At 62.8% G+C, this 21,203-nt stretch carries 19 protein-coding genes; 4 read left to right on the forward strand and 15 right to left on the reverse strand.

Features of this window, described 5'->3' with window-relative positions; all coding sequences use genetic code 11:
• From htpG to QZ307_RS06965, 3 genes are all read right to left on the reverse strand, one after another.
• On the reverse strand, positions 1-1,533 hold a 1,533-nt coding region (gene htpG / locus QZ307_RS06955), incomplete at its 3' end, for a molecular chaperone HtpG (RefSeq protein ID WP_295997737.1).
• 230 nt (positions 1,534-1,763) lie between these two features.
• On the reverse strand, positions 1,764-2,264 hold the full coding sequence (locus QZ307_RS06960) for a PIN domain-containing protein (RefSeq protein WP_295997740.1): 501 nt from the start codon (positions 2,262-2,264) through the stop codon (positions 1,764-1,766).
• A complete protein-coding gene (locus tag QZ307_RS06965; RefSeq protein ID WP_295997743.1) occupies positions 2,261-2,617 on the reverse strand; it encodes a translation repressor RelB in 357 nt (118 codons plus the stop codon). Before QZ307_RS06965 ends, QZ307_RS06960 begins: the two co-directional genes overlap by 4 nt.
• A gap of 116 nt (positions 2,618-2,733) precedes the next feature.
• Between QZ307_RS06965 and QZ307_RS06970 the strand changes: the two genes are divergently transcribed.
• Entirely contained in the window at positions 2,734-3,264 is a 531-nt protein-coding gene (locus tag QZ307_RS06970) for a hypothetical protein (RefSeq protein WP_295997746.1), read from the forward strand.
• Between the two features lie 54 nt (positions 3,265-3,318).
• Here QZ307_RS06970 and QZ307_RS06975 read toward each other — a convergent pair whose 3' ends face one another.
• From QZ307_RS06975 to QZ307_RS07005, 7 genes are all read right to left on the reverse strand, one after another.
• The gene (locus tag QZ307_RS06975; protein WP_295997749.1) at positions 3,319-4,599 is read right to left on the reverse strand and encodes a hypothetical protein; all 1,281 of its coding nucleotides are present in this window, start codon (positions 4,597-4,599) and stop codon (positions 3,319-3,321) included.
• A 228-nt stretch (positions 4,600-4,827) separates the two neighbouring features.
• The gene (locus QZ307_RS06980) at positions 4,828-6,783 is read right to left on the reverse strand and encodes an MDR family MFS transporter (RefSeq protein ID WP_295997752.1); all 1,956 of its coding nucleotides are present in this window, start codon (positions 6,781-6,783) and stop codon (positions 4,828-4,830) included.
• A 106-nt stretch (positions 6,784-6,889) separates the two neighbouring features.
• Entirely contained in the window at positions 6,890-7,876 is a 987-nt protein-coding gene (locus QZ307_RS06985; protein ID WP_295997754.1) for an acyl-CoA dehydratase activase, read from the reverse strand.
• Entirely contained in the window at positions 7,876-9,075 is a 1,200-nt protein-coding gene (locus QZ307_RS06990) for a hypothetical protein (protein WP_295997756.1), read from the reverse strand. The genes QZ307_RS06985 and QZ307_RS06990 overlap by 1 nt, the downstream gene beginning before the upstream one ends.
• The gene (locus tag QZ307_RS06995; protein ID WP_295997758.1) at positions 9,068-10,084 is read right to left on the reverse strand and encodes an acyl-CoA dehydratase activase-related protein; all 1,017 of its coding nucleotides are present in this window, start codon (positions 10,082-10,084) and stop codon (positions 9,068-9,070) included. The genes QZ307_RS06990 and QZ307_RS06995 overlap by 8 nt, the downstream gene beginning before the upstream one ends.
• Before the next feature lie 42 nt (positions 10,085-10,126).
• Positions 10,127-10,888 carry a DnaJ domain-containing protein gene (locus QZ307_RS07000; protein WP_295997760.1) on the reverse strand — a complete coding sequence of 254 codons (762 nt, stop codon included), beginning with the start codon at positions 10,886-10,888 and terminating at the stop codon, positions 10,127-10,129.
• An 8-nt stretch (positions 10,889-10,896) separates the two neighbouring features.
• Positions 10,897-12,111 carry a hypothetical protein gene (locus tag QZ307_RS07005; RefSeq protein ID WP_295997762.1) on the reverse strand — a complete coding sequence of 405 codons (1,215 nt, stop codon included), beginning with the start codon at positions 12,109-12,111 and terminating at the stop codon, positions 10,897-10,899.
• 98 nt (positions 12,112-12,209) lie between these two features.
• Here QZ307_RS07005 and QZ307_RS07010 point away from each other — a divergent pair, with 98 nt between their 5' ends.
• Positions 12,210-12,626 (forward strand): hypothetical protein, encoded by a 417-nt coding sequence (locus QZ307_RS07010; protein WP_295997764.1) that lies wholly within the window; start codon positions 12,210-12,212, stop codon positions 12,624-12,626.
• Positions 12,627-12,717: 91 nt separating this feature from the next.
• The gene (locus QZ307_RS07015; RefSeq protein WP_295997766.1) at positions 12,718-14,136 is read left to right on the forward strand and encodes a hypothetical protein; all 1,419 of its coding nucleotides are present in this window, start codon (positions 12,718-12,720) and stop codon (positions 14,134-14,136) included.
• Positions 14,137-14,321: 185 nt separating this feature from the next.
• On the opposite strand, the gene QZ307_RS07020 is transcribed toward QZ307_RS07015, so the two are convergent.
• The 5 genes from QZ307_RS07020 to QZ307_RS07040 form a co-directional block, all read right to left on the reverse strand.
• Complete coding sequence (locus tag QZ307_RS07020; RefSeq protein WP_295997768.1) at positions 14,322-15,134, reverse strand: hypothetical protein; 813 nt, start codon at positions 15,132-15,134, stop codon at positions 14,322-14,324.
• A gap of 134 nt (positions 15,135-15,268) precedes the next feature.
• Positions 15,269-16,597 carry an MFS transporter gene (locus QZ307_RS07025; RefSeq protein ID WP_295997770.1) on the reverse strand — a complete coding sequence of 443 codons (1,329 nt, stop codon included), beginning with the start codon at positions 16,595-16,597 and terminating at the stop codon, positions 15,269-15,271.
• A gap of 316 nt (positions 16,598-16,913) precedes the next feature.
• Positions 16,914-18,233, reverse strand: a complete 1,320-nt coding sequence (locus QZ307_RS07030; RefSeq protein WP_295997772.1) for an MFS transporter — start codon at positions 18,231-18,233, stop codon at positions 16,914-16,916.
• Positions 18,223-19,053: a creatininase gene (locus QZ307_RS07035; protein ID WP_295997773.1), complete on the reverse strand. Its 831-nt coding sequence runs from the start codon at positions 19,051-19,053 to the stop codon at positions 18,223-18,225. The genes QZ307_RS07030 and QZ307_RS07035 overlap by 11 nt, the downstream gene beginning before the upstream one ends.
• 69 nt (positions 19,054-19,122) lie before the next feature.
• Positions 19,123-20,289 (reverse strand): DMT family transporter, encoded by a 1,167-nt coding sequence (locus QZ307_RS07040; RefSeq protein ID WP_295997775.1) that lies wholly within the window; start codon positions 20,287-20,289, stop codon positions 19,123-19,125.
• 329 nt (positions 20,290-20,618) lie between these two features.
• Between QZ307_RS07040 and QZ307_RS07045 the strand changes: the two genes are divergently transcribed.
• Positions 20,619-21,203, forward strand: a 585-nt coding sequence (locus tag QZ307_RS07045; RefSeq protein ID WP_295997777.1) for a TetR/AcrR family transcriptional regulator, incomplete at its 3' end; no start/stop codon positions are given.

Genomic DNA, 21,203 nt, shown 5'->3' on the forward strand with positions numbered 1-21,203 from the left:
GTTGTCCTCGTCGTCGTCCACCGCGTGCTCGCCGTAGGTGCCCATGGCCATCATGCAGAACTCGTCCACATCCTGGTCGCACAGCAGCACGTCGTAGCCCTTGGCCAGCACCGTGGTGACCAGCGGCATCTGGGCCAAGCGCTCCAGCGAGTCGCCGGCAGCATAGAAGATGGAATCGGCCCCCGCCGGCGCATCCGCCAGGTACTCGTCCAGCGTGATGAGCTTCTTCTGCTTCGCCGAGTAGAACAGCAGCAAATCGCCCAGCACGTCCTTCGCCATGCCGTAGCTTTGGTAGATACCGAACTTCAGCGTGCGGCCGAACTGCTCGAAGAACTTCTCGTAGCCCTCGCGGTCATCGTCGCGGAAGGACGCCAGATCGCCCTTGATCTTCTTCTCCAAGCGACGGGCAATAGCACGCAGCTGGCCGTTGTGCTGCAGCGTCTCGCGGGAAATGTTGAGCGTCAGGTCAGACGAGTCCACCACGCCGCGCACGAAGCTGAAGTAGTCGGGCAAAAGCTCCTCGCACTTCTCCATGATGAGCACGTTGGAGCTGTAGAGCGCCAGACCTTTCTTGAAATCCTTGGAGTACAGATCCCACGGGGCGCGCCCGGGCACGAACAGCAGGGCATCGTAGTTCAGCGAGCCCTCGGCGTGCACCGAAATGGTGCGGGCGGGGTCCTCGAAATCGTGGAAGTCGGTCTTGTAGAACTCGTTGTACTCCTCCTGGGACACCTCGGACTTGCGGCGCTTCCAGATGGGAATCATCGAGTTGATGGTGGCGATTTCGGTGTAGGTTTCCCACTCGGGCTGGCCCTCGGCGCCTTCCTCCTGCTCTACCTTGCGGCTGCGCGTGACCTCCATTTGAATGGGGTAGCGCACGTAGTTGCTGTAGCGCTTAATGAGCGAGGTGAGCCCCTGCTCAGTAGCGAAGGAGTCAAAGTTCTCCTCGTCGGTGTTGTCCTTCAGGTACACGATGACGTCGGTGCCGTGTTCATCGCGCTCAGCCGGCTTGATGTCGTAGCCGTCAACGCCGTTGGACTCCCAGGCCCAGGCCTCGTCGCTGCCCACGGCGCGGGACACCACGCGCACCTTCTTGCCCACCATGAACGCGGCATAGAAGCCCACGCCGAACTGACCGATAATGTCCACGTCAGTCAGATCGTCCAGCCCCTTCACGTCGGCGCCGTCCTCAGGAGCGTCACCCTCTACTACTTGCTGGGCGCGCTCGGCCTTGAACTCATAGGAGTCGGAATGGGCGATGGTGCCCAGGTTCTTGTCCAGCTCGTCCTTGGTCATGCCGATACCGTTGTCGGACACCGTCACGGTACGGGCCTCTTTGTCGAAGCCCACGGTAATGGCCAGGTCGCCGCGGTTCACCGCCACCGAGCTGTCCGTCAAGCTGCGGAAATACAACTTGTCCACGGCATCCGACGCGTTGGAGATAAGCTCGCGCAGGAAAATCTCGCGATTGGTGTAGATGGAGTTGATCATGAGGTCGAGCAGTTTTTTGCTCTCGGTTTTGAATTTACGCATGAAAGCATTCCTTCTTTCTGGTTCCGGAAACGCAAACGCCCCTTAGTGTAGAACCCTCGCAGGTAGTGTCTTGCGGGTGCGTCATTCTGAAAAAGAGCCGTTGACCTGCGAAGGAAGTGACGTTAGCAGTCTCCCTTTATGAGTGCTAACATGCCATTATATTCATGAGGAAATCTAAGTCAAGTGCTATAAGGTTTCTTCAAAACTCAGCCCTGCCCCCCTGGCTGGCCTCACCCTTCGTGCGCCCTCAAGTACGCCAGCATATCCGCAGCGGAAAGGGCCCCCTTGGGCGCCTTGCGGCAAAGCGCCTCGTCGTTGGTAACAAGGAAATCAGCCTTGGAGGTCTCTAGCGCCGCCAGCACCAAATCATCTTCGAAGTCACAGTGGATATCCTTGTAGTGGCAGGCGAGCCACACCTGCGGCTCGCCAATGGGAGAGGCGACGGCTATACCGCGCATGGCGCCTACGCAAGCCCAGGCGTACTCGTTGCAAGCCAGGGCCTGCGACTCCGTCAAAACGCCACTCGCTTTCCTGAACTCCCTTTTTGTCTCCTGGTTAAGAACGTAGTAGAGATCCTTGACGCTCAAGGAAGGATAAGCGAGGGTGATTTTGAGAACATCGGCGGCAGCAATCAGCTCTGCAGCCGCTTTGCTACCCGGTCGATCGCCCAAGTAGTAATCGATCCAAATATTAGTATCAAGCAAAAGCGTCTTTGGCATTTCCTTGCTCATAGCAGATCCCTTTCGCGATAACGCTCGTAAAGCGCCTCTTCCCGCAGCTCCTCGTACGAAGGCGCGTCGTTCGGATCAGAATCCGGCAACCCGTATTTCTCACGGAACTCGCGGATGATCTGCGGGCCTCGGAGCACCGCCTCCGAGGGCTGCGGCCGCTCCCCCTCCAGCTCAGAGGCACCCTCGAGAAAGCGCTGCATCTCCCTCAGCTTGTTGGGGTTGCGCCGATTGCGAGCGGCAAAGCCCCACAGGGCCCGCGTCGCCTGGGACGGGCTCCAACCCACCTCCTCAAGGGCCAGGTTACCTTCGATACGCAGTTTCTCGTTCATACGCACGTTCATCTGACTCATCATGGCGGCCTCCCTTAATTGAGATGCTCTGAGTATAGCATTGTTTCTTACTGCTATACAACGAGATTGCGCCGAGTCACCCGCACCCATCCCGGGCGCTTCCGTAGATGGAATCTGGTATGATCAACTCGCATTCCAGCAATGCAGTCATACGCATGGGAGCGCCTTTTTCAAGTCTCGAGGCGCACGAGAGACATCCGACGAAACGTGAGGAGGCCGCTATGCCTTTACGTAGCGTTGCCTGCGCGATTTTAGTAGCTAGCGCATGTCTCGGGCTCGCTGCCTGCGGAGCCCTATCGCCTTCTCTTGTTATCGAAAACGAGCCCTCAAGCCTGTACTCCCAAGAGGAAATCCAGCAAGCCATCGATGCCGTCGAAAGAAAGTTCGTCCTTGAATTCGATGGTTGCACCCTCATGGAAATTGGCTATGCGGGGGACGATCTGTCGCAATTTGAGTACGATTACCACGCCGAGCGCACCACTCTCGATCCGACTACCGAGTACCTTGTTTTGACGTCGACCTTCCTCTCCCCTCCCGAGGGAAAAGGCGAGGGCACCTGGAACCCAGATACCCTCTACGAAGGCTGGAAGTGGGTACTTCGCCGGGAAAATGGAGGCCCATGGACTGTGTCCGATTGGGGGTACGCATAATTCATATAATCAATATTAGTATATAATATTGATTATATTTACTAAAAATTCTTATTATATTAGGTTCAAGAAGCACGCTTCGTAACCATGCTGCACAACATACGATCCATTGGGAATCCCAGACGTATCAATCTCAACATACCCATTCTTAGTACGCACATAAGGTGCCGTATAAGCTGCTCCTTCCTCGCAGAGAACCATTTGCCTATTTATCCATATCGTCCGCTCATCATAAGAAGTGCCCTCATAGCACCCCACAAGCACTGAAGTTGGCTCATCACTTGCGAGGCAATAGAACGTGTTGGTTTTCCCGGTGCTGAAGTTGGTCGATTCCCCAATTGGCATATACGAGACTCCGGCGCTCATCAACGCTTCCTCCGTCGCCTCGAGCGTACCATCCATTTCCACGTCCTCGATGAAGTCATATTCGAGCATCGGATTCGTTGTCAGATCCCTAAATATCTGATCATCGCCATCTGCATACGGCCCGTTCATGTTGACTACCGGATAAAAATCAACAGGCTCATCAAGATCAATGTTGAAAGCGATGAGCGTCTCATCCGCTTCTCTGTCAAGCGTAGCAACGATGGAGAAATCCGGTGCATCTATCGTGAAATCTTCTTCCGTAGCATAGGGATAGGATGTATAGGCCCGCCCTTCAGAAACGAGCCCCGCCCCAAGCAGCTCCAAGGGAAGGCAATTGCCAGGATAGCTCCCGCGGGAATCAGAATTGACTTCATTGAACGCGACAGGTCGCAAGGCACTGCCATCATTCACGAAGAGCGTGAAGGCGGAAACTCCGGCAATCGCCAAATCGGCTGCTTCATCAGTGACCACCGAGAGGGCTCCACTGTTCGCATTTTGCAATTCTTGAATCTCTGCCACGGTCCAGCGAGCTGCAAGCAACCCTTCGACAGCTCGCCCCCGCGTCGGTTCCACGACCTCTACTTCTTCCGACTCGTCCACATAGTCAGAACGACCCTCGAAGTACTCATCGATAATTTCTTGGGCATCACCCTCCGTTGAAGGTGTATCAAGCGGAGCCTGCGTGCAGCTTGACAACGAGCAGACGGCGACAGCCCCCAATGCCAAGAAGCTCCGCCGAGTCAAACGGGGATGCTGCTTAAAAGTAAGGTTTCCAAAATTGCGATCCATTCGCTCCTCCTTCAATTCATGCGCCAAGATGAAGCGCGCCATCTGTCCACGAAGGAGTTGCTCCGGCAATAAAGGAAGAAGAGCATCCGCCTTCGTCGCCAAACGCCAAGAATCGCTCGACTGCATGCAATCGAAGACCTTGATAGCAGATGCTCTTCTGCCTCTTTTCTTCGATTGCATGAACAAGCAATAGATCGCACAAGCGGCGTCTCAGCGAGCGATATGGTAGACCCGAAGATCCTATGGCGTTTGGCATCATCAAGTATAGCGAATGAGTGCGATTAGGGGTTCGCAGTTCCCTATTCCTCAATAATTGCGCCAAGAGCCTATCTCAAAATGCGAGCAAGCGGCCTGCACCGCGAGGGCAGGCCGCTTGCTGGGGAAAAGGGGTGCTGGAGATACGCGGGGTTACTTCTCTAGCAGGTCGATGGCTTCGGCTAGGGAGGCCATGATGTTGCGGCGGGACAGGGCGCCCACCAGCTTGCCGTCGCGCACCACCGGTACCTTCTTGATGCGCTTGGCGGCGAACAGCTGGCACACCACATCGACCGGCGTATCCCACTCCACCGACACGACGCGCTTGGTGGCGACGTTCATGACGTTCAGCTTCACGAGATCCTTCAAACGGTCCATCTCGGCCTCGTCGTCCACATAGCGGTAGATGTTCAGTGTGGCGTCGGCCAAGGAGATTTCCGCTTTGCCGAGGTAGGCGGCCACATCGCCGTCGGTCACGAAGCCCACGAGCTCGCCGGCCTCGTTCACCACCGGCACGCCGCTTGTCTGGTCGGCGGCCATAAGCCGGATGACCGAGCCCATGGTGTCGGTGTCGCGGGCGCACACCGGCTCGCGGTTCATAACGTCGGACGCCACGTACACGCGCTCGCCGCCGAGCGGCTCGTCGGTCGTCCCGTCGACGGCCACGCCGGAGATGCCGGCCGCGTAATCGGTAGCCTCTTCCCCGCGCTGAACCGCCGTAACGGCCGCGCCGCGCTTGCGATCGCGCACAAGGAAGATGATAACGAGGGCCGCCACGCACATCAGACCGAAGGTGGTGCAGTAGGCCATGTGCTCGCCCAGGTAGCTCTGATCGAACGCGCTCGCCTCGGGCGCCACCATGGGCGCGAGGGCCGCCACCGACACCAGCAGGGCTGTGCCGAAGGAGCCGGCCACCTGGTTCATGGTGTTGGAGAGCGCCTGGGCGTGCTGGATCACGCGGTTGTCGAGAGAGTTCACACCCCAGGTGTTCAGCGGCGTCATGGTGAACTGCAGGCCGATGATGAGCGTCGTCACCGTGAGCATCACCTTGATGAAGGTGGCGTCAATACCCAGGCTCGCCAGACCCGAAGCACCCAACACGGCCACCAGAACGCCCGGCACAGCCACCTTCCGCACGCCGAAGCGGTCAAACAAACGCCCAGAGATAAGCCCCGTGAACGCGCCGATGACCGCGCCGGGCAGCATGGCCAAACCCGACATGGTGGCCGTGAAGCCGAGGGTGCCCTGAATGTAGAGGGGCGTGATGACCTCGGTGCCCAAAAGCGAGGCCTGTACGATGATGATGACGCAGGCCGCCGTAGCATACTGCCGCGTTTTCAGGATGCGCACGTTCAGCATAGGCTGCGGCAGCTTCAGCTGACGGCGCACATACAGCACCACGAACACGATGCCCACCGCGATAAGGGCCAGCGTCATCGCCATGTTCTCGGTAGAGGCAAACGTCGAGAGCCCGTAGAGCAGGCACACGAGGCCCACGGTGGACAGGGCCACCGACAGCTTGTCGAAGGTGGTGCGGGCGAAGTCGCCGTAGTTGCGCAGCAGGCAGGCCGATAGCACCACTACGACCACGCCGAGGGTCGTCACAATAGCGAACAGCGCGCGCCAGCCCACCGAGTCCACCAGCAAGCCAGAAAGCGAGGGGCCCACGGCCGGCGCGAAGCCGATGATGAGGCCGATGACGCCCATGGCCGTGCCGCGTTTCTCGCGAGGGAACACGAGCAGGATCACCGTGAACACCATGGGCATGACCGCGCCCGTGCAGGCTGCCTGCATGATGCGGCCGAGCAGCAGCACCCAGAAGTTCGGGGCCAGGGCCGCCGCCAGGCTGCCGGCCGTGAACACCGAGAGCGCCGAAATGTAGAGCTGGCGCGTGGTGAAGCGCCCCACCAGGTAGGCGGATAGCGGAATGACCACGGCCTCCACCAGGGCATACACCGAGGTCAGCCACTGGGCCGTGGTGGCCGATACCTGCAAGTCCTCCATAATAGAGGGCAGCGCCGGCGACAGCATCGTCAGGTTCAGTACCGCCAGCAAGGTGCCCGTCAGGAGCACCGCCACCATTACCATGTCTTTACGGGAAACACCCATGGCCATTCCGCATCACGCTCGCTCTCGCATCTCGTCAGTCGAAAAAGTCGAATGTTCGAATGCTACAAAAGCGAGAGGGCCGAGTAAAGTCTCCCTCGGCGAACGGTTAAGCCGTCGTCTTTACGGCGCCGCGTTCGCAGCGGTTGCCCCAGCTGTCGATGATGTCCTTGTCGCGGTAGACGCAGATGACCTCGCAGTGGTTGGCGCACTTCTGGCACTCGATCTCGCGGGTCTTGAAGTCGAAGTCGAGCATGGCCTCGAAGTCGAACTTGCCGCTGGCAAACGGCCCCGACTCGGCACCGACGATCGGACCGGCATCGGCTGCCAAAAGCGCCACGCCGTAGGCGCCCATGAGGTGGCCGTCCGGATCCACCGCCACGTCCATGCCCAGCTGCTCCTCGAAGGCGTGCACCACGCCCACGTTCTTCGACACGCCGCCCTGGAACACCACGGGCGCGGCAATCTTCTTGCCCTTGCCCACGTTGTTCAGGTAGTTGCTCGCCACGGCATTGCACAGCCCCGCGATAATGTCCTCGCGGGCATAGCCCACCTGAATCTTGTGCACCAAGTCGCTTTCCGCGAACACCGTGCAGCGGGCGGCGATGTTCGCCGGCTTCTGGGAGGTAAGGGCGATGTCGCCGAACTCCTCTACCTCGACGCCCAGGCGATGGGCCTGGCTGGAAAGGAACGAGCCGGTGCCCGCGGCGCACAGCGTGTTCATGGCGTAGTCCACCGCGATGCCGTCGGACACGCAGATGATCTTGGAGTCCTGGCCGCCGATTTCCAGAATGGTGCGCACGTCGGGGTGCAAGTGCGTCGTGCCCACAGCATGGGCCGTAATCTCGTTCTTGATCACGCTCGCGCCCAGCATCGCGCCCACAAGCCGCCGCGCGCTGCCCGTAGTGCCGGCACCGACGATTTCCACATCGTCGCCTACCTGGCTCTCCAGCTCGCGCACCACGTTCTTCGACGCCTGGGAGGGGTCGCCCTCCGTCCACAAATACGAACGCGCGATGATGTTGCGATCCTCGTCGATGATCACGCCCTTAGTGGAAATGGATCCGATGTCGATGCCCAGATAAGCCTTAGTCATTATTTCCTCTTCTCCTTCTTCATGGAAAGCATGTCGTAGAACGCCTCCAGGCGCGTGTCCAGGCCGGTGTCCGAGGTCTGGGAATCGTAGGTAAGGTACAGAATGGGCACCGAGAAATCCTCGCTGACCTTCTGCAGCACCGGCATGCAATCGATCTCCGGCGTGCAGCCGGCCGACTTCGCGTGGATGATACCGTCGAAGCCGTCGCTGGCGTACTTGCGCGCCGCCGCGATGGTGAGCGTGCTCGTGGGCCCCATGTCGTAGGTAAGGTAGTCCTTCGCGCCCACGCGCAGGTTCGGCTCGTTGTAGCGCAGGTAGCGGTTCGTGAAGTTCAGCATGCGATGCACTTCCACGCCCTGGGCCAGCAGCTTCTTGTCCAAATCGAGGTTGCTGCGCTCGTCGATGGCCGTGAACATCTCGCCGACGACGCCGATGCGGATGGGGTCGGCCGGCTTGTCGAGCGGAATGGCGCGCATGCGGGCCATGGCCGCGCGGTAGGCCTCGTTGATGTCGCGCTCGTCCAGGCAGGCGCGCATGGCGTCCATAGCATCGTTCCACGCGGCATCAAAGTCGCCGGCGTTCACCTCGAAGCCGGCGTTGGCCAGGTAGAAGTCGCGCAGGCTGTCCAGGTGCGCGATCATCTTCGCCACGGCCTTCAGCTTCACCACGCCGTGGGGCACGTCGATGTTCGGGTTCACCGTTTTCAGCACTTCCTTGGCCCAGCCGATGTAGCCCTTCTCGATGCCGTGGGCGAAGTTCAGCATGATGAACTCGTAGCCCATATCGCGCAGAATCGACTCCTGCAGCTCGCCGTAGTAGCCGAGCCGGCAGGGGCCGCCGAACTGGATGAGGATGTCGGCGCCCAAGTCAAGCGCCTCGGCGAAGTCGCCCAGAATGTGCTTGAAGGGGGTGCACACGTAGTCGCTGGAGTTCTGCACGCCCACCTCGCTGGAGGCGCGGGTGGCCTCGGGCAGCGGCAGGTAGTCCACGTCGAGCACCTGCTCGCAGAAGAACTTGAACGCCGGGTCGTAGTAGCAGTAGCGGAAGAACGCCGCCTTAGTGTACTTGTGGTGCTTGGCCTTGTGCTTGGCGGCCTTCGCGGCCTTGCGGTCGGTCACGATGGTGGGGGCGTGGCGCCGCTCGAGCTCCACCGCCACGCTCGAGCGCACCTGCTCGATCATCGCCTGGGGCTTAGCCATGGGTGTAGCCTCCCTTCTGCTGGAAGCGCAGGATGTCCACGAAGCTTTCCACACGGGTTTCCACGCCGGCCGTGCCCGACTGCGCATCGATCATGAGGTTCAGAATGGGGGTGCCCTGGATGCAACGCATGATGGCGTCGTCGGTCATGGAATCGGGACCGCAGGGGAACGCGCTGATGAGCACGATGCCGTTCACGCGCTCCTGCAGAAGCAGGATGGCGCCGATAAGCTCGCGGTTGATGAGCCAGGGCATGGTGTCGGAGAAGTCGAAGCTCTTCTTGTAGGCGCGCTCGTGGTCCACCGCGTCGGCGTAGAGGACCGTCGCCCCCATGTCGGTCAGCGACTCGATGACAGCGCCGGACAGGTAGGGGTCGTGGGTGATGTAGGGGTGAGCCACCACGAGGATGCCCAAAGGCTCCTCAACAGGCTTGCCCGCGGCTGCGGCCGCCTGGGCCTCGCGCCGCCGCTCGTCGAGGGCGCGCAGGGTGCGCTCCTGGGCGTCGGCCAGGGCCGCATCGTGGGCGCGCTGGGCGTCCCACGCCGCCTTGAAGGCCGCCTTCGCGTCGCGCGGGGCCACACCCATGCGGGCCGCCATGCCCTCGAAGGCACGGCGCACGTCCTTCATCTTGCGGGCGTTGCGCACCTCGCAGGAGATGACGCGCAGCTTCTGGTCGCGAAACGTCGCACGCACCAGATCGGTGGCCGACTGGAACTTGGTGCAGAAACCGCTGCGGGGCTCGCCGGTCGGGTAGCACGGCACGAACACCGCGTCGCACTTCCCCACGAGCGCCTCCACATGGCCCACGAACACCTTCGAGGCCAGGCAGCACTCATCGACGGAAAGGTGGTCGCCCGCCTCAGCGACGGCCTTGTCGGTGGCCTCGCTTACCACCACCGTGCGTCCGATGGCCTCGAAGAAGGTAGTCCACAGCACGCCGAAACGGTAGAACAGCAGCGCCCGGGGAATACCCACCACGCGAACATCGGCCCAGTCTGTCTCTTGGGACACTGAAACCTCCTTTACGAAAAAACAGCGTCGGCTATCTTACCACTACAGGCACCATAGGAAGGGCTGGCAGAGGCTGGGGCCGCACAGGAAGCAGCAGCACAGCGTGCTCGGGTCCACGCAGCCGCCGGAAAAGCCGCGGCTCGCGGTTTCCTGCTGGTAGCTGCGGGCTTTGGCGCCGATGACCGCTTCGGCCTGACGGTAGTCGCTGTTGGTAGGGTCGGCCTTGCGGGCCGCGCGAATCTGGTCCACGGCGGCCACGGCGTTGCCGGCGCCGTAGTTGGCCAACGCCGCCAGGTAGTACCAGCGCCCGTTGCGCTCGGCCATGGGCAACGCCGCCAGCACGGAAAGCGCCGCCTTGTAGCTGCCGCTCGCGATGAACGTCACCGCCTGGCGCAGCTCGGCCGAGTCGGTGGCCGACACCTCGGGCCGCGGCACGGAAGTAGCCTGGGACCAGTTGTTGAAGATGTCCTCCCAGTTCACTTCCACCCACTGGTACTGGTAGCCGCCCGGCCCCGTCGTGCCGCCGCCGAAGGGGCTGCCGCCGGCACCAGTGCCCGGCGAGCCGTAGCCGTAGCCGGGGTTGTAGGGCGCCCGGTAGCGGCGCGCATCCTCACGGGCGAACTTCTCGGGGTTCGTGATGCGCTCGTAGGCCTCGTTGATCTGCTTCAGGCGTTCCTCGGCGTTGGGGTCGTCGGGGTTCAAATCCGGGTGGTTCTCGCGGGCCTTCTTGCGGTAGGCCTTCTTCACCTCGTCGGGCGTCGCGTCGCGCGACACGCCGAGCACTTTGTAGGGGTCTTCAACCACGGCGCCTCCTAAGACGAGCGGTGGGCCGCGTCGGGGTGGATGCTCATCGATTCGAAGCGGTTCTCCATCCACTCGTTGTCGAAGTGGTCGGCGCAGAACTGCTCGAGCGCGTTGTCGGGCGCCACGCCGGAAAGCCGCGAGTACCAGCAGTCGAGCGCCACGAGCGTCATGGCGCCGTCGATGATCATGAGCACGGCGCACACGGCGGTGACCGAGTAGCGCCAGCGCCACGGGATGAGGTTCACCGTCTGCAGCAGCGCCGGCAGTGCCAGGCGCACCCACACCACGCCGAGGACACCCCACATGCACATGAACATGAAGTTCGTGCGGCCGTTGATGTTCAGGAAGGTGCCGGTGTAGTCCCAGGCCACGGCGCCGAACGCGTACTCCATAAACCAGCTGACGAAGTACTCGAAGGCCCCGCCGATAACCGCGCTTACCGCGAAGATGACCGGCAGCGGCGCGTTGTGGAACCGGTTCAAGGCCAGCGTCATCAGCACGGCGCCGAAGCCGTAGATGGGCGAGAACGGCCCCCACAGAAGCCCGGCGCGATCCTCGTAGTGGCCGAAGTCCACCACGAGCACGTGGTAGATGGATTCGATGACCACACCGGCCACCGACGCGATGACGAAGATCCAGAACAGGTTGAAGAAGTCGAGCTCGATGAAGCCGTCACCCGATTTGTCGAGCCCGAGGGTGCCCTCCTCGGCCTCCTCGCGGGTTTCCATGAGGCGCAGGCGCCGCTGCAGCTCGCGCTCGTCGGACAGCGACGGGTCCACCCACACATGAGCCACGATGAGGATGAGCGCCGTAATGCCCAAAAACCACAGGCCCGGGTTCACGCCGAACAGCATGAGGTCGCTCGCGAAGGCCACCACGAGCGCGATGGCCACCGACTCGGCCAGAATGCGCGCCCGGCGGCGGTTGCCGCGCAGCAGGCGGAAGCCCAGGGCAGCCGAGGCCAGAATGGCGTAGCACACGGCTGCCACCAGCACCACGAACAGGATGATGGTCAGCACCGAGTCGTCTTCGTAGGATCCGGAAAGGAACACCTGGCCCATATCGACCCACACCCCGATGACCTGGGGCACGAGCGCCAGGCCGCCCACCATCAGCAACACGCCGAACACGCGCAGGGCCACCGGCGTGCGCTCGCTGGGAGCCGCGTCGCCTATGCCGGGCGAGGGCTGCAAGGGGGTTTGTTGAAGAACGGGCTCATTCATAGGGCTATGGTATCATTTCCCCCATCGTGGGGCCCCAAGCCCACAACATACCCGCAAGCTGTATACCTCGCGACATAATGCCGCCGAAAGGAGAGCCCATGGAAACCGAGCAGCGCTCGAGCGCCTCGTGGTACCTGCGGATGTTTTCCTACCTGCTGCTGCTCTGCGGGCTGTTCGGCGTGGCCGTCGGGGCCGTGGTCGTGGCCATCGCCTTCGCCGACGGCGCCCCCACCGAGGCAAGCGTCTCGCTTTCCGCCCTTGTGCTGGGACTTAGCGCCATCGCCGCCAACGGCGTCACCTTGGCCTGCGGCGTCGTCGGCTGGATCGCCTCGCGCGAACCGGCGCGGCGGGGTCTTCTGCGCACCTTAGGGCTCGTCGGCATCGTCGCCTCGGTTCTGGCGCTCGGCCTGTGCTACGCCACCGACGCCGGGCTTCCCACCTCGCTCATCTTCAACCTGCTGCTTATGGTCATTGTCTTCGTCATCGCCAACAACCTGGTCAAATCGGCCCTTTAGTGCGGTGGCGGGCTAGCCGAGCGGCCCCTAAGTAAAGTACAATGCGCAGCGAGCGCCGCCTCATGGCGGCAAACCTGTTCAGGAGGAACCTATGACCGAGAACGAACCCATCGGCACCGAGGGCGCAAGCACCCCCTCGACCACCGAGGCCAAGGCCGCCGAGGCCCGCCAGGCCGCCGCGGCGTTCATCCAGAGCGCCGGCGAGCCCGAGCCTGCCCCCGAGGCCGCCCCGGAGGCTGCCGCCAGCCCCGCTGCTGAGGCCGCCGCCCTTAAGGCGAGCTACGGCACCGTGGAGGCCGCCCAGCCGCGCAACGTGAAGAAGGGCGCGCGCATCGCCATCATCGTGGCCATCGTCATCGTCATTTTGGCCGCTTTGGCCGGAGCCGCCTTCCTGTTCACCCAGGGCACCTTCACCGAAACCCCGGCCGCCGAGGAAACCCAGCGCGTGCCGCTGTCGGACGCCCGGGTTATCGCCGCCTTCGACGAGGTGGCTATGGACGCGCCGGATATCTCGCAGTACGCCTACGTGTCTCAAGACGCGCTCATCGGGCCGAAGTTCAGCGATATCGTGCTGAACGAGCCCACCAACCTCGGCACCGCTGCCAACCAGATCATCGAGTGCACCGCCACGGCGACGGCCACCTTCAAGAACAAGGGCATCGAAATCGTCGTGCCCGTCACGCTGCCCTTCGAGTACTCCCCCGAGGGCGAGACCTGGGTGCCCGGCGAAATCACCCGCGGCGAGGCCACGGCCACCCCGCTGGCCAGCCCGAGCGCCACCGACATCATCGCGAACCTGAACGACATCTTGGCCACCAACGACCCCACCTACGGCGAGGCCATGGCCGATGCCGAGATCATGAAGACCACTTCCGACCTCACCATCGACGGCGGCACCATCGGCGTCGAGCTTTCCAAGAGCATCGAGAGCGAGGCCGACGGCGTAGTCCGCACCGAGTTGCGCACTTCCTCGGTCACCCTGGCCGTAGCCTGGTCGCCCACGGAGGGGTGGCTCGTCACCGTCAGCGATGCCGGCCAGATTGAGACCACCACCAACGAGGTGCCCGCCCCCGGCAGCGAGGGCGCGGCGGCGGGCAGCGCCGGCACAGCGGCCGCGCTCGATCCCACCGCGAACAACCAGGAGCCCGAGAACGTGGGCAACGCCAAGTACGGCGACTCCCTCATCCTCTCCGGCACGCTGCAGGCCATCTCGAACGTGGGCACGCTGTCCGAGGGCAACGACTACACCAACGGCGGCGCCTCCGAGACGGCCGACGGCAAGGTGCAGTTCGTGCTCGTGCTGAACCGTCCGCTCGACATCAACCTGAACGGCTCGCAGTACCGCCTCACCTCGGTGGCCATCGCCACCAACGGGCTCGAGGACGACGTCATCAACAGCCTCTACGGCAAGACGGCCACGGTGTCCGGCTCCATCGAGGAGTCCTTCGCCACCAGCTGGTCGCCTGTGGGCCTCAAGACCCTCGAGATCAAGGACGTCCCCCGCTCCTAGCGCAAACGCCCCGCAGCCACAAGGAAGGCCCGCAGCTCCAAACAAGCTGCGGGCCTTTTTCTGGTTCCGTTCTCCAACTAACCGCACGGCAAAAGCGGAAGGGGCATGGCCCCTTCCCTACGAACAGCGGACGACACCGGGACCCACCCGTAGGGCAAGGGCCATGCCCTTGCCGCTCGATCGCCTTACGGCTGCTGGTAGGGCAGGCGCGCGTCGGGCAGGGTCGTCCACTCGGGCGCGTAGCGGGCCACCCAGTGCCCCATGGCACGGTAGCTCAGCACCTGGGCCGGCGTCACAATAAGGCAGCCCACGACGTAGACGATGAGCGTGCAAACGATCATCGGCCCCGCAATGGCCCCCATAAGCGACATCACCTGGGCGAAGGAGGGGTCGGCCACGCTGCTCATAGCGCCGATGGTAGGCGCCGCGCTGCCGAATATGACGAGCGTGGTGAACAGCGCGACCACCGTTCCCACCGCCATCAGAATCACAGCCGCCACGAGCTCCGGCACGATGGACACCACCAGCAGCTGGCCCCAGTTGCGGCGCGCCTTGTCCCACATGTCCTTCAGGTTGAAGCCGTCGCCCAAATTCAGCCCCATGATCATGCGCATCTGCATAAGCATAAGCGCCACGGCCACGGCCAGCATCACGGCAATCTCCACCAGCACGCCGATAAGGGGCACCCAGCCGAGCACGCCGCTCACAACGGCGCTGGCAATGCCCACCACCAGCGACAGCACGAAGCCGTAGAAGCCGAACTCGAAGTTCTTCCCCGTCACCATGTTCGCGGGCAGGGGCGTACGGCCGCCGAAGGGCACCTCGCGGGCCCAGAACAGCAAGTAACCCGTCACCACGAAGTTCAGGATGGGCACACACATGATCAGGCCGAGCACGAGCATACGGCTCACGTAGTTCGGCGCCATCTTGATGTCGGCCCACGCCGCCGAAAGGCAGCTTTGGGCATACACCGGGGCCTGGTAGTTCACCGGTTCCATAAGACCTCCTCTTCCAGCGCGCGCCGCGGTCGGCCCGCGCACGTACCTAGGCAGATGCCCCCATTGTGGCACCACTGGCTTACTGACGGTGAATCAGATGCGGAATTGTCATCTTATTCCACAGAGTACGCGCCTTACAGGTCGCGCTTTTCCACCTTGGTGTAGGGCGAGGGCAGAATGCCGCGCTTGACGATGCGGTAGCAGAGGATGGCCGTAAGCGGCATGCCCAGGCACAGCACCGCGCCCACCTTGAAGCTGGCCATGGTGCCGAAGGTGTCGATGATGGCGCCGGCCGTGGTGGGGCCGAAGGCGGCGCCGCAGGTGTAGCCGGCGTTGAGCCACGTGATGGCCTCGGTAAGCCGCGCGTCGGGCACGGCCCGCTCGCACACGCCGTTGGCGATGATGAGCAGCGGCGCGTAGGTGGCCGCCCCCACGAGCGCCACCACCATAAGCGAGGCCGCCGAGTTCACGAACACCATGGTGCCGAAGCCCAGGCCCACCAGGCACGCGCTTACCACCAACTGCTTGGGCAGCGGCGCGCGCAGGCGCACCATGCCGAAGACGAACCCCATGACCATAGACACGATTCCCGAGGCCACCAGCACCGCGCCGGCGAAATCGGGGCTGTTCAAATCCTCGGAAAGCGAGACGGTGGCCGTGTCGAACAGGCCGAGGAACGACCCCATGAACATATAGATGACGAAGAGCACGCGGATAGGCGCGCAGGTGGCCAGCAGGCTCTTGCGCGGCGCCGGCTCGGCGGAGGTGCCGTCGGAAAGATCCTCTGCCTCCACTTCCGCTTCAGCGCCGGCCTCGGCCTCCAGGGACGCCGCCGACCACCCCGGCTCCGGCTCGGTGGAACGCGAGGCCACGAGCACAACGCAGCCCACCACAAAGCCGATGCCGCCGGCCACCATGCCCGCCACGGGAACGATGGCCGCCGCTAGCGCGATGGAAAGCGACGGGCTGAAGATGAAGGCGACGTCGTCGAGCACGCTCTCGTAGGAGAACATGGTGCGCAAATCGGGCGCGGCCTCGCCCAAGCGGCCCGAGCGGATGAGGTAGGTCCACCGCAAGCGGGCCATGGCCTGGGGGCTCGGGTAGAACCCCACCAGCAGCGAGCCGATGAACAGCGGCCACACCGGCCCGTGGGCCAGCACCGTGCCGATTTGAATGGCAAGGCCCACCAGCGTGATGGCGGCCGCCTTTGGAATGACGGCCCCCTGCCCGCGCTCGTCCATGCGCTTGGAAACGCGCGGCGCCACCACGAAGATGGAAAGGGCGATAAGCGACGAGGCCAGCCCCGCCGTGAAGAACGAGTAGCCCGACAGCGTGATCATGGTCACCGTGCCGATGTTGAGCATGCCGCCGAAGAAGCGGATGAGCAGGCAGGCGATATCGAACGAGTAGGCCTCGCGCACCGCCAGCACCTTCTTGTACACCCCGGGGTTCACCGCCGCCATGCCTGCCTCCTTCCGCATTGTCGCCGCACACAGGACACGCCCGGGCATCTCCGGGCGCGCATAGCCCCAGGGTACCACGTCAGATGGGGAATGCGAACCCCCTCCCCTTCCAAATTCCCGCGCCCCCGCTTGGACAAAGTGACAACCCGTGAGACAGTGCCCCATCCCAACAAAACGGCCCCGCAGCGGGCAACTGCGGGGCCGTGAAGGCGGGGCGGCAGGATCGGCGCCGCCCCGTGCCACCTGGAAGGAGCAGCCGGACACCTCAGAGGAAGCTGGCCCCAAGAGGGCTCAAAGGCCAGCATCGCTTACCCGGCTACTGAATCTCATCCAAGGGCATGCCGTTGTAATCTTTGGCGGTGAAGAACAAGATGACGCCCGCCACTGCGGCGATGACCATCATGTAGAACGCCGGCATGAGGCCGTTGCCCGTGGCGTCGATAAGCGCCGTGGCCACGAACGACGCCGTGCCGCCGAACACCACGTACGCGATGTTCGAGCCCAAGGCCGCGCCGGTGTAGCGCACCTCGGTGGGGAACATCTCGGCCTGGTAGCAGGCGATGTTCGCGTCGTTCAGCGAAAGCGTCACGCACATGATGAGCTCGGCGATGATGACGATGGGCAGCGTCGCCGTTCCCAGCATGAGGAAGCACGGCACCGACAGCACGATGAAGGCCACGCAGGCGGAAAGCAGCATCCGGCGCCGCCCCACCTTATCCGACAGCGTGCCGGCCCCGAAGATGATGAACAGGTAGGCTACAAGCGCCACATCGGTGGCCAGCTGGGCCTGGGAGGCCTCCATGGCCGTGTAGCTCGTCAGGTAGGTGGGCAGGTAGGTCAGCACCAGGTAGAAGCCCACGGCGTTCACCATGGTGGCCGCAATGGAGGACAGCAGGCGCCGGCGGTACTTCTTGAACACGAGGCGCGTGGGATGGGCGGCCTCCTTGTCCTCCTTCTCCATCTCCTTGAACGCCGGGGAGTCCTCCAGCTTCGTGCGGATGTAGTGGGCGATGAAGCCCAAGGGGCCCGCCAGCAGAAACGGGATGCGCCAGCCCCAGGCGATGAGCGCCGCCTCGGGCAGCACCATCTTCAGCACCAGGGCCATGGTGGACCCGGCCAGAAGGCCGGTGGCCGTCGAGGCCGGCACGAGCGAGCAGTACCGCCCGCGTTTGTCGGCCGGCGCGTACTCGGCCAGAAACACCGCCGCGCCCGAGTACTCGCCCGCCACCGAGAAGCCCTGCACGCTGCGCAGCACGAGCAGCAGAATGGGCGAGGCAATGCCGATGGCGCCGTAGGAGGGCAGACACCCGATAAGGAACGCCGCGCCGGACATGAGCAGCACCGAGATGGCCAGCGACTGCTTGCGCCCCTTCTTATCGCCCATATTCCCCCAGAACATCGCACCCAGCGGGCGGAAGATGAAGGCCAGGGCGAAAATGGCGAAGGCGAGCAGCGTGGAGTTCACCTCCGATTCGGGGAAGAACACGAGCCCTATGGTAATGGCGAAGTAGGTGTAGGTGGCGTAGTCGAACCACTCGATGAAGTTCCCCAGGAAGGAAGAGGCGGCGATGCGCTTCAAATCGCGACCCGCCGAGGCGCCTTGGGTGGCCGGCGCAGGCCCGTCGCTAGTTCTCATGGAAATCACCCGGGCGGTAGAACTCGCGCTCGATGGCGCTCACCATGTTCTTCACGGCCACGTCGCGCAGGATGACGCCCTTCTCGCGGGTGGACTCGCCGGGGTGAGACAGGCAGCCGGAGGGCGGCGTGTAGGCGGCCACCACGGGCAGCACGTCGTAGTTGGGCAGCTGGGCGGGCAAGTCGCAGTACACGCCCGCGTCGATGCGGTCCATATCCACCAGGTCGGGGTGGAACAGCAGCATGAGCGAGGTCTCCATCACGCCGGCGTGCTCCAAGTCCCACCCGGTGAAGCCCTCGGGGTACAGCGTCTGAATGGTGGCGTCGTCCACGAAATCCCAGTAGGACAGCAGCTGCACCTTCACGCCCTCGATGCCCTCCACCTTCGCCTTCTCGAGCGCCAGCTGGGCCCCTTCGAAGATGAACTGGTAGTTCTCGTAGTGGCCGTTCATGAACACGATCTTGCGGGCGCCGTCCTCGATGAGGTTGTAGCAGATGTCGCGGGCCAGCGAGATAAGGGTGTTGCCGGCCAGCGAGGTGGTGCCCGACAGGTGGAAGCCGCCGCCGGACCGCTGCTGCGAGCGGTAGCCGAAGTTGATGGGGGCGCACACGATGCCCTCCACCTCGCCGTCGGTGTCGGCCACGAGTGCCTCGGCCGTGGCGCCGGCCATGTCTTTCGTAAGCGCCGCGTCCACGCACATGGCCATATGGCTGCCGTGCTGCTCCAACGCGCCGACGGGGATGAACACCACCGCCTCCTTGGCAATTTTGTCGCGATAGGTGAACGCGTCCATTTCCTCCATGTACACCGAGTTCTTCATGAGGGTGTCCTTTCCTAGGGCCCCGCCGCCGAGGGCGGGGCCTGCCAGCTAATTTACGTCGAGGGAACGTTAGGCGGTCGTGTTGGGATGGCCCCGATCGTAGGCCTCGGCAGCCGCATCGGCCGCATCGGCCATGGCAGCCAGCTTCGGATCCATGCCGTCGGGAGACGCATCGATGAAACCGGCACCGCCCGCGCCCACCTGGGCCGCGAGGGCCACTTCGCCATCGACGGCCGCGTCACCAACTTCCTCATTGGCCGCCTTGGTGGTGAACACGATCTGGCTCACGCCGCCGAGCACGATGAGCGCGCCACCGATAAGCTGGAAGGCGGTCATCGTCTCGCCGAAGAGCAGCAGGCCGAGCAGGCTCGCCATGATGGTCTCCTGGTAGGAGATGGCCGCCAGCTCGCCGGCCTTCAGGCGCTTGGTCGCATGGGTCAGCAGGTAGAAGGCGCCGAAGCCCGTGATGAGTGCCGCGGCGATGAGCCACAGCCACGAGTCGAGCGGCATGGTGAACAGGTTCCACGGGTGCGTGATAATCTCGCCGGCCGCGTTAATCTGCGTGACGCCGTTCACCTTCTCGGGGTAGGACAGCGGCTGCAGGAAGAAGTTGTGCCACAGCAGCAGTACGAGAATGGCCAGCGAAGCGAACAGGAAGTTCCACCACGAGCGCACGTTGGAGTCGCAGTCCTCGCGGTAGCGCGAGAAGAACAGGTACAGGCCGTAGGCGATGCCGGAGGCGAAGGCGATGGCGTTGCCGAAGGCGTAGGTGGGGTCGAGGTCGAGCGTGAGGCCCTCCGGCGTCACGATGCCCACGATGAACAGCATGCCGATGACCACGGCCACGATGCACAAGACGCTCTTCCAGCTGAGCTTCTCCTTCAGGAAGATCGCCGCCAGAATGGTAGACCAAATAGGGCCGGTGTAAATGAGGAACGATGCGTTGGCGAGCGTGGTGTACTGCGTGGAGAGGCAGTACAGGCCCGACAGAAGCCCCAGGAAAATGCCCGAGAGCAGCATGGTTCCGGAAAAGCGCGTGGTCTTCACCTTCTTGAAGCCACCGATGAACAAGAAGATGATCGACAAGGCGATAAGGCCCGCGAAGTTGCGCCAGAACGACACGAAGTCGCCCGGGGCGTCGATGAAGCGCGTGAAAGCTCCGATGCCGCCCATAAGCGATGACGAGGCGAACATCATGATAAATCCGATAAGCTTGTACTTTGCCCGTTCGTTCATAGGAATCCTCTTTCCCTGAGCGTGGATGAAAGATTGGAGTGAGCCCTTCTCCCTGCCTCTGATTGTGAGGGGGCGCGAGGCCGTCTGCAAAGGTCGTTCGAGAAACCCTGTTCCCCATAACAGAATGTCAACGGTATTTTGTTCGACGCGCAGGACAAAACCAAGCTAGTGTCACATTTTCAAAACAGAAATGATACTATGTCACCAGCGTCGGTATATTTGCTATAGACATGTTGTCAGCAACCGAAATTTCATCTGGTACTATTCGGGCACTGGACACACGCCCTCAGCGAGGACGAAAAGCCGGCCCTATTGAAGGCGGAGGCTCTATGATCACGGATCTCATGTTGGGCGAAAGCATTTTCAGTTCACCGGAATTGAGCACGAAGATGAAGATTCTGCACGCGGTGAACAAATCTTTGGACCAGATCACCGTCGCGGAAATCTGCCGCAACGCCGGCATCTCGCGCCAAACCTTCTACCGCCACTTCGAGAGCAAGTACGACATCCCCTGGTGGTACTCCATCTTCTGCCGCCAGTTCTACCTCAACGAAATCGGCCGTACCATCGATTGGCGCACGGGCTACTACCACCACATGCGGCTCATCGCCCAGGAGCGCGACTTCTTCCGCGAGTCCATCCAGTACTCCATCAACACGCCCTTCGGCCAGACCATCATGCCCGAGAACCGCAAGACGGTGCTGCTGGACACGCTGGAGAACTACCGGCACGTGCCCGTCACCGACAACCTGCGCTTCATCGTGGAGGTGTTCTCCAAGCTGGAATGCGAGGTGTTGAACGACTGGTTCCGCTCCGACGAGCCCACCGACCTCGCCCGCTGGACCGACGACCTAGTAAGCCTCGTCCCCGACCGCCTCTACCGAGCCCTAGAAATCCCCTCCCCCGCCGACCTC

The sequence above is a fragment of the uncultured Adlercreutzia sp. genome, from assembly GCA_910585575.1.
Taxonomy (GTDB): domain Bacteria; phylum Actinomycetota; class Coriobacteriia; order Coriobacteriales; family Eggerthellaceae; genus Adlercreutzia.

What these genes read in the sequence shown, in the direction of transcription:
- QZ307_RS06960 (WP_295997740.1), bottom strand. Translation starts at nt 2,264, where the DNA reads ATGAGCAAGGAAATGCCAAAGACGCTTTTGCTTGATACTAATATTTGG.
- QZ307_RS06965 (WP_295997743.1), bottom strand. Translation starts at nt 2,617, where the DNA reads ATGATGAGTCAGATGAACGTGCGTATGAACGAGAAACTGCGTATCGAA.
- QZ307_RS06970 (WP_295997746.1), top strand. Translation starts at nt 2,734, where the DNA reads ATGATCAACTCGCATTCCAGCAATGCAGTCATACGCATGGGAGCGCCT.
- QZ307_RS06975 (WP_295997749.1), bottom strand. Translation starts at nt 4,599, where the DNA reads ATGCAATCGAAGAAAAGAGGCAGAAGAGCATCTGCTATCAAGGTCTTC.
- QZ307_RS06980 (WP_295997752.1), bottom strand. Translation starts at nt 6,783, where the DNA reads ATGGGTGTTTCCCGTAAAGACATGGTAATGGTGGCGGTGCTCCTGACG.
- QZ307_RS06985 (WP_295997754.1), bottom strand. Translation starts at nt 7,876, where the DNA reads ATGACTAAGGCTTATCTGGGCATCGACATCGGATCCATTTCCACTAAG.
- QZ307_RS06990 (WP_295997756.1), bottom strand. Translation starts at nt 9,075, where the DNA reads ATGGCTAAGCCCCAGGCGATGATCGAGCAGGTGCGCTCGAGCGTGGCG.
- QZ307_RS07005 (WP_295997762.1), bottom strand. Translation starts at nt 12,111, where the DNA reads ATGAATGAGCCCGTTCTTCAACAAACCCCCTTGCAGCCCTCGCCCGGC.
- QZ307_RS07010 (WP_295997764.1), top strand. Translation starts at nt 12,210, where the DNA reads ATGGAAACCGAGCAGCGCTCGAGCGCCTCGTGGTACCTGCGGATGTTT.
- QZ307_RS07015 (WP_295997766.1), top strand. Translation starts at nt 12,718, where the DNA reads ATGACCGAGAACGAACCCATCGGCACCGAGGGCGCAAGCACCCCCTCG.
- QZ307_RS07020 (WP_295997768.1), bottom strand. Translation starts at nt 15,134, where the DNA reads ATGGAACCGGTGAACTACCAGGCCCCGGTGTATGCCCAAAGCTGCCTT.
- QZ307_RS07025 (WP_295997770.1), bottom strand. Translation starts at nt 16,597, where the DNA reads ATGGCGGCGGTGAACCCCGGGGTGTACAAGAAGGTGCTGGCGGTGCGC.
- QZ307_RS07030 (WP_295997772.1), bottom strand. Translation starts at nt 18,233, where the DNA reads ATGAGAACTAGCGACGGGCCTGCGCCGGCCACCCAAGGCGCCTCGGCG.
- QZ307_RS07035 (WP_295997773.1), bottom strand. Translation starts at nt 19,053, where the DNA reads ATGAAGAACTCGGTGTACATGGAGGAAATGGACGCGTTCACCTATCGC.
- QZ307_RS07040 (WP_295997775.1), bottom strand. Translation starts at nt 20,289, where the DNA reads ATGAACGAACGGGCAAAGTACAAGCTTATCGGATTTATCATGATGTTC.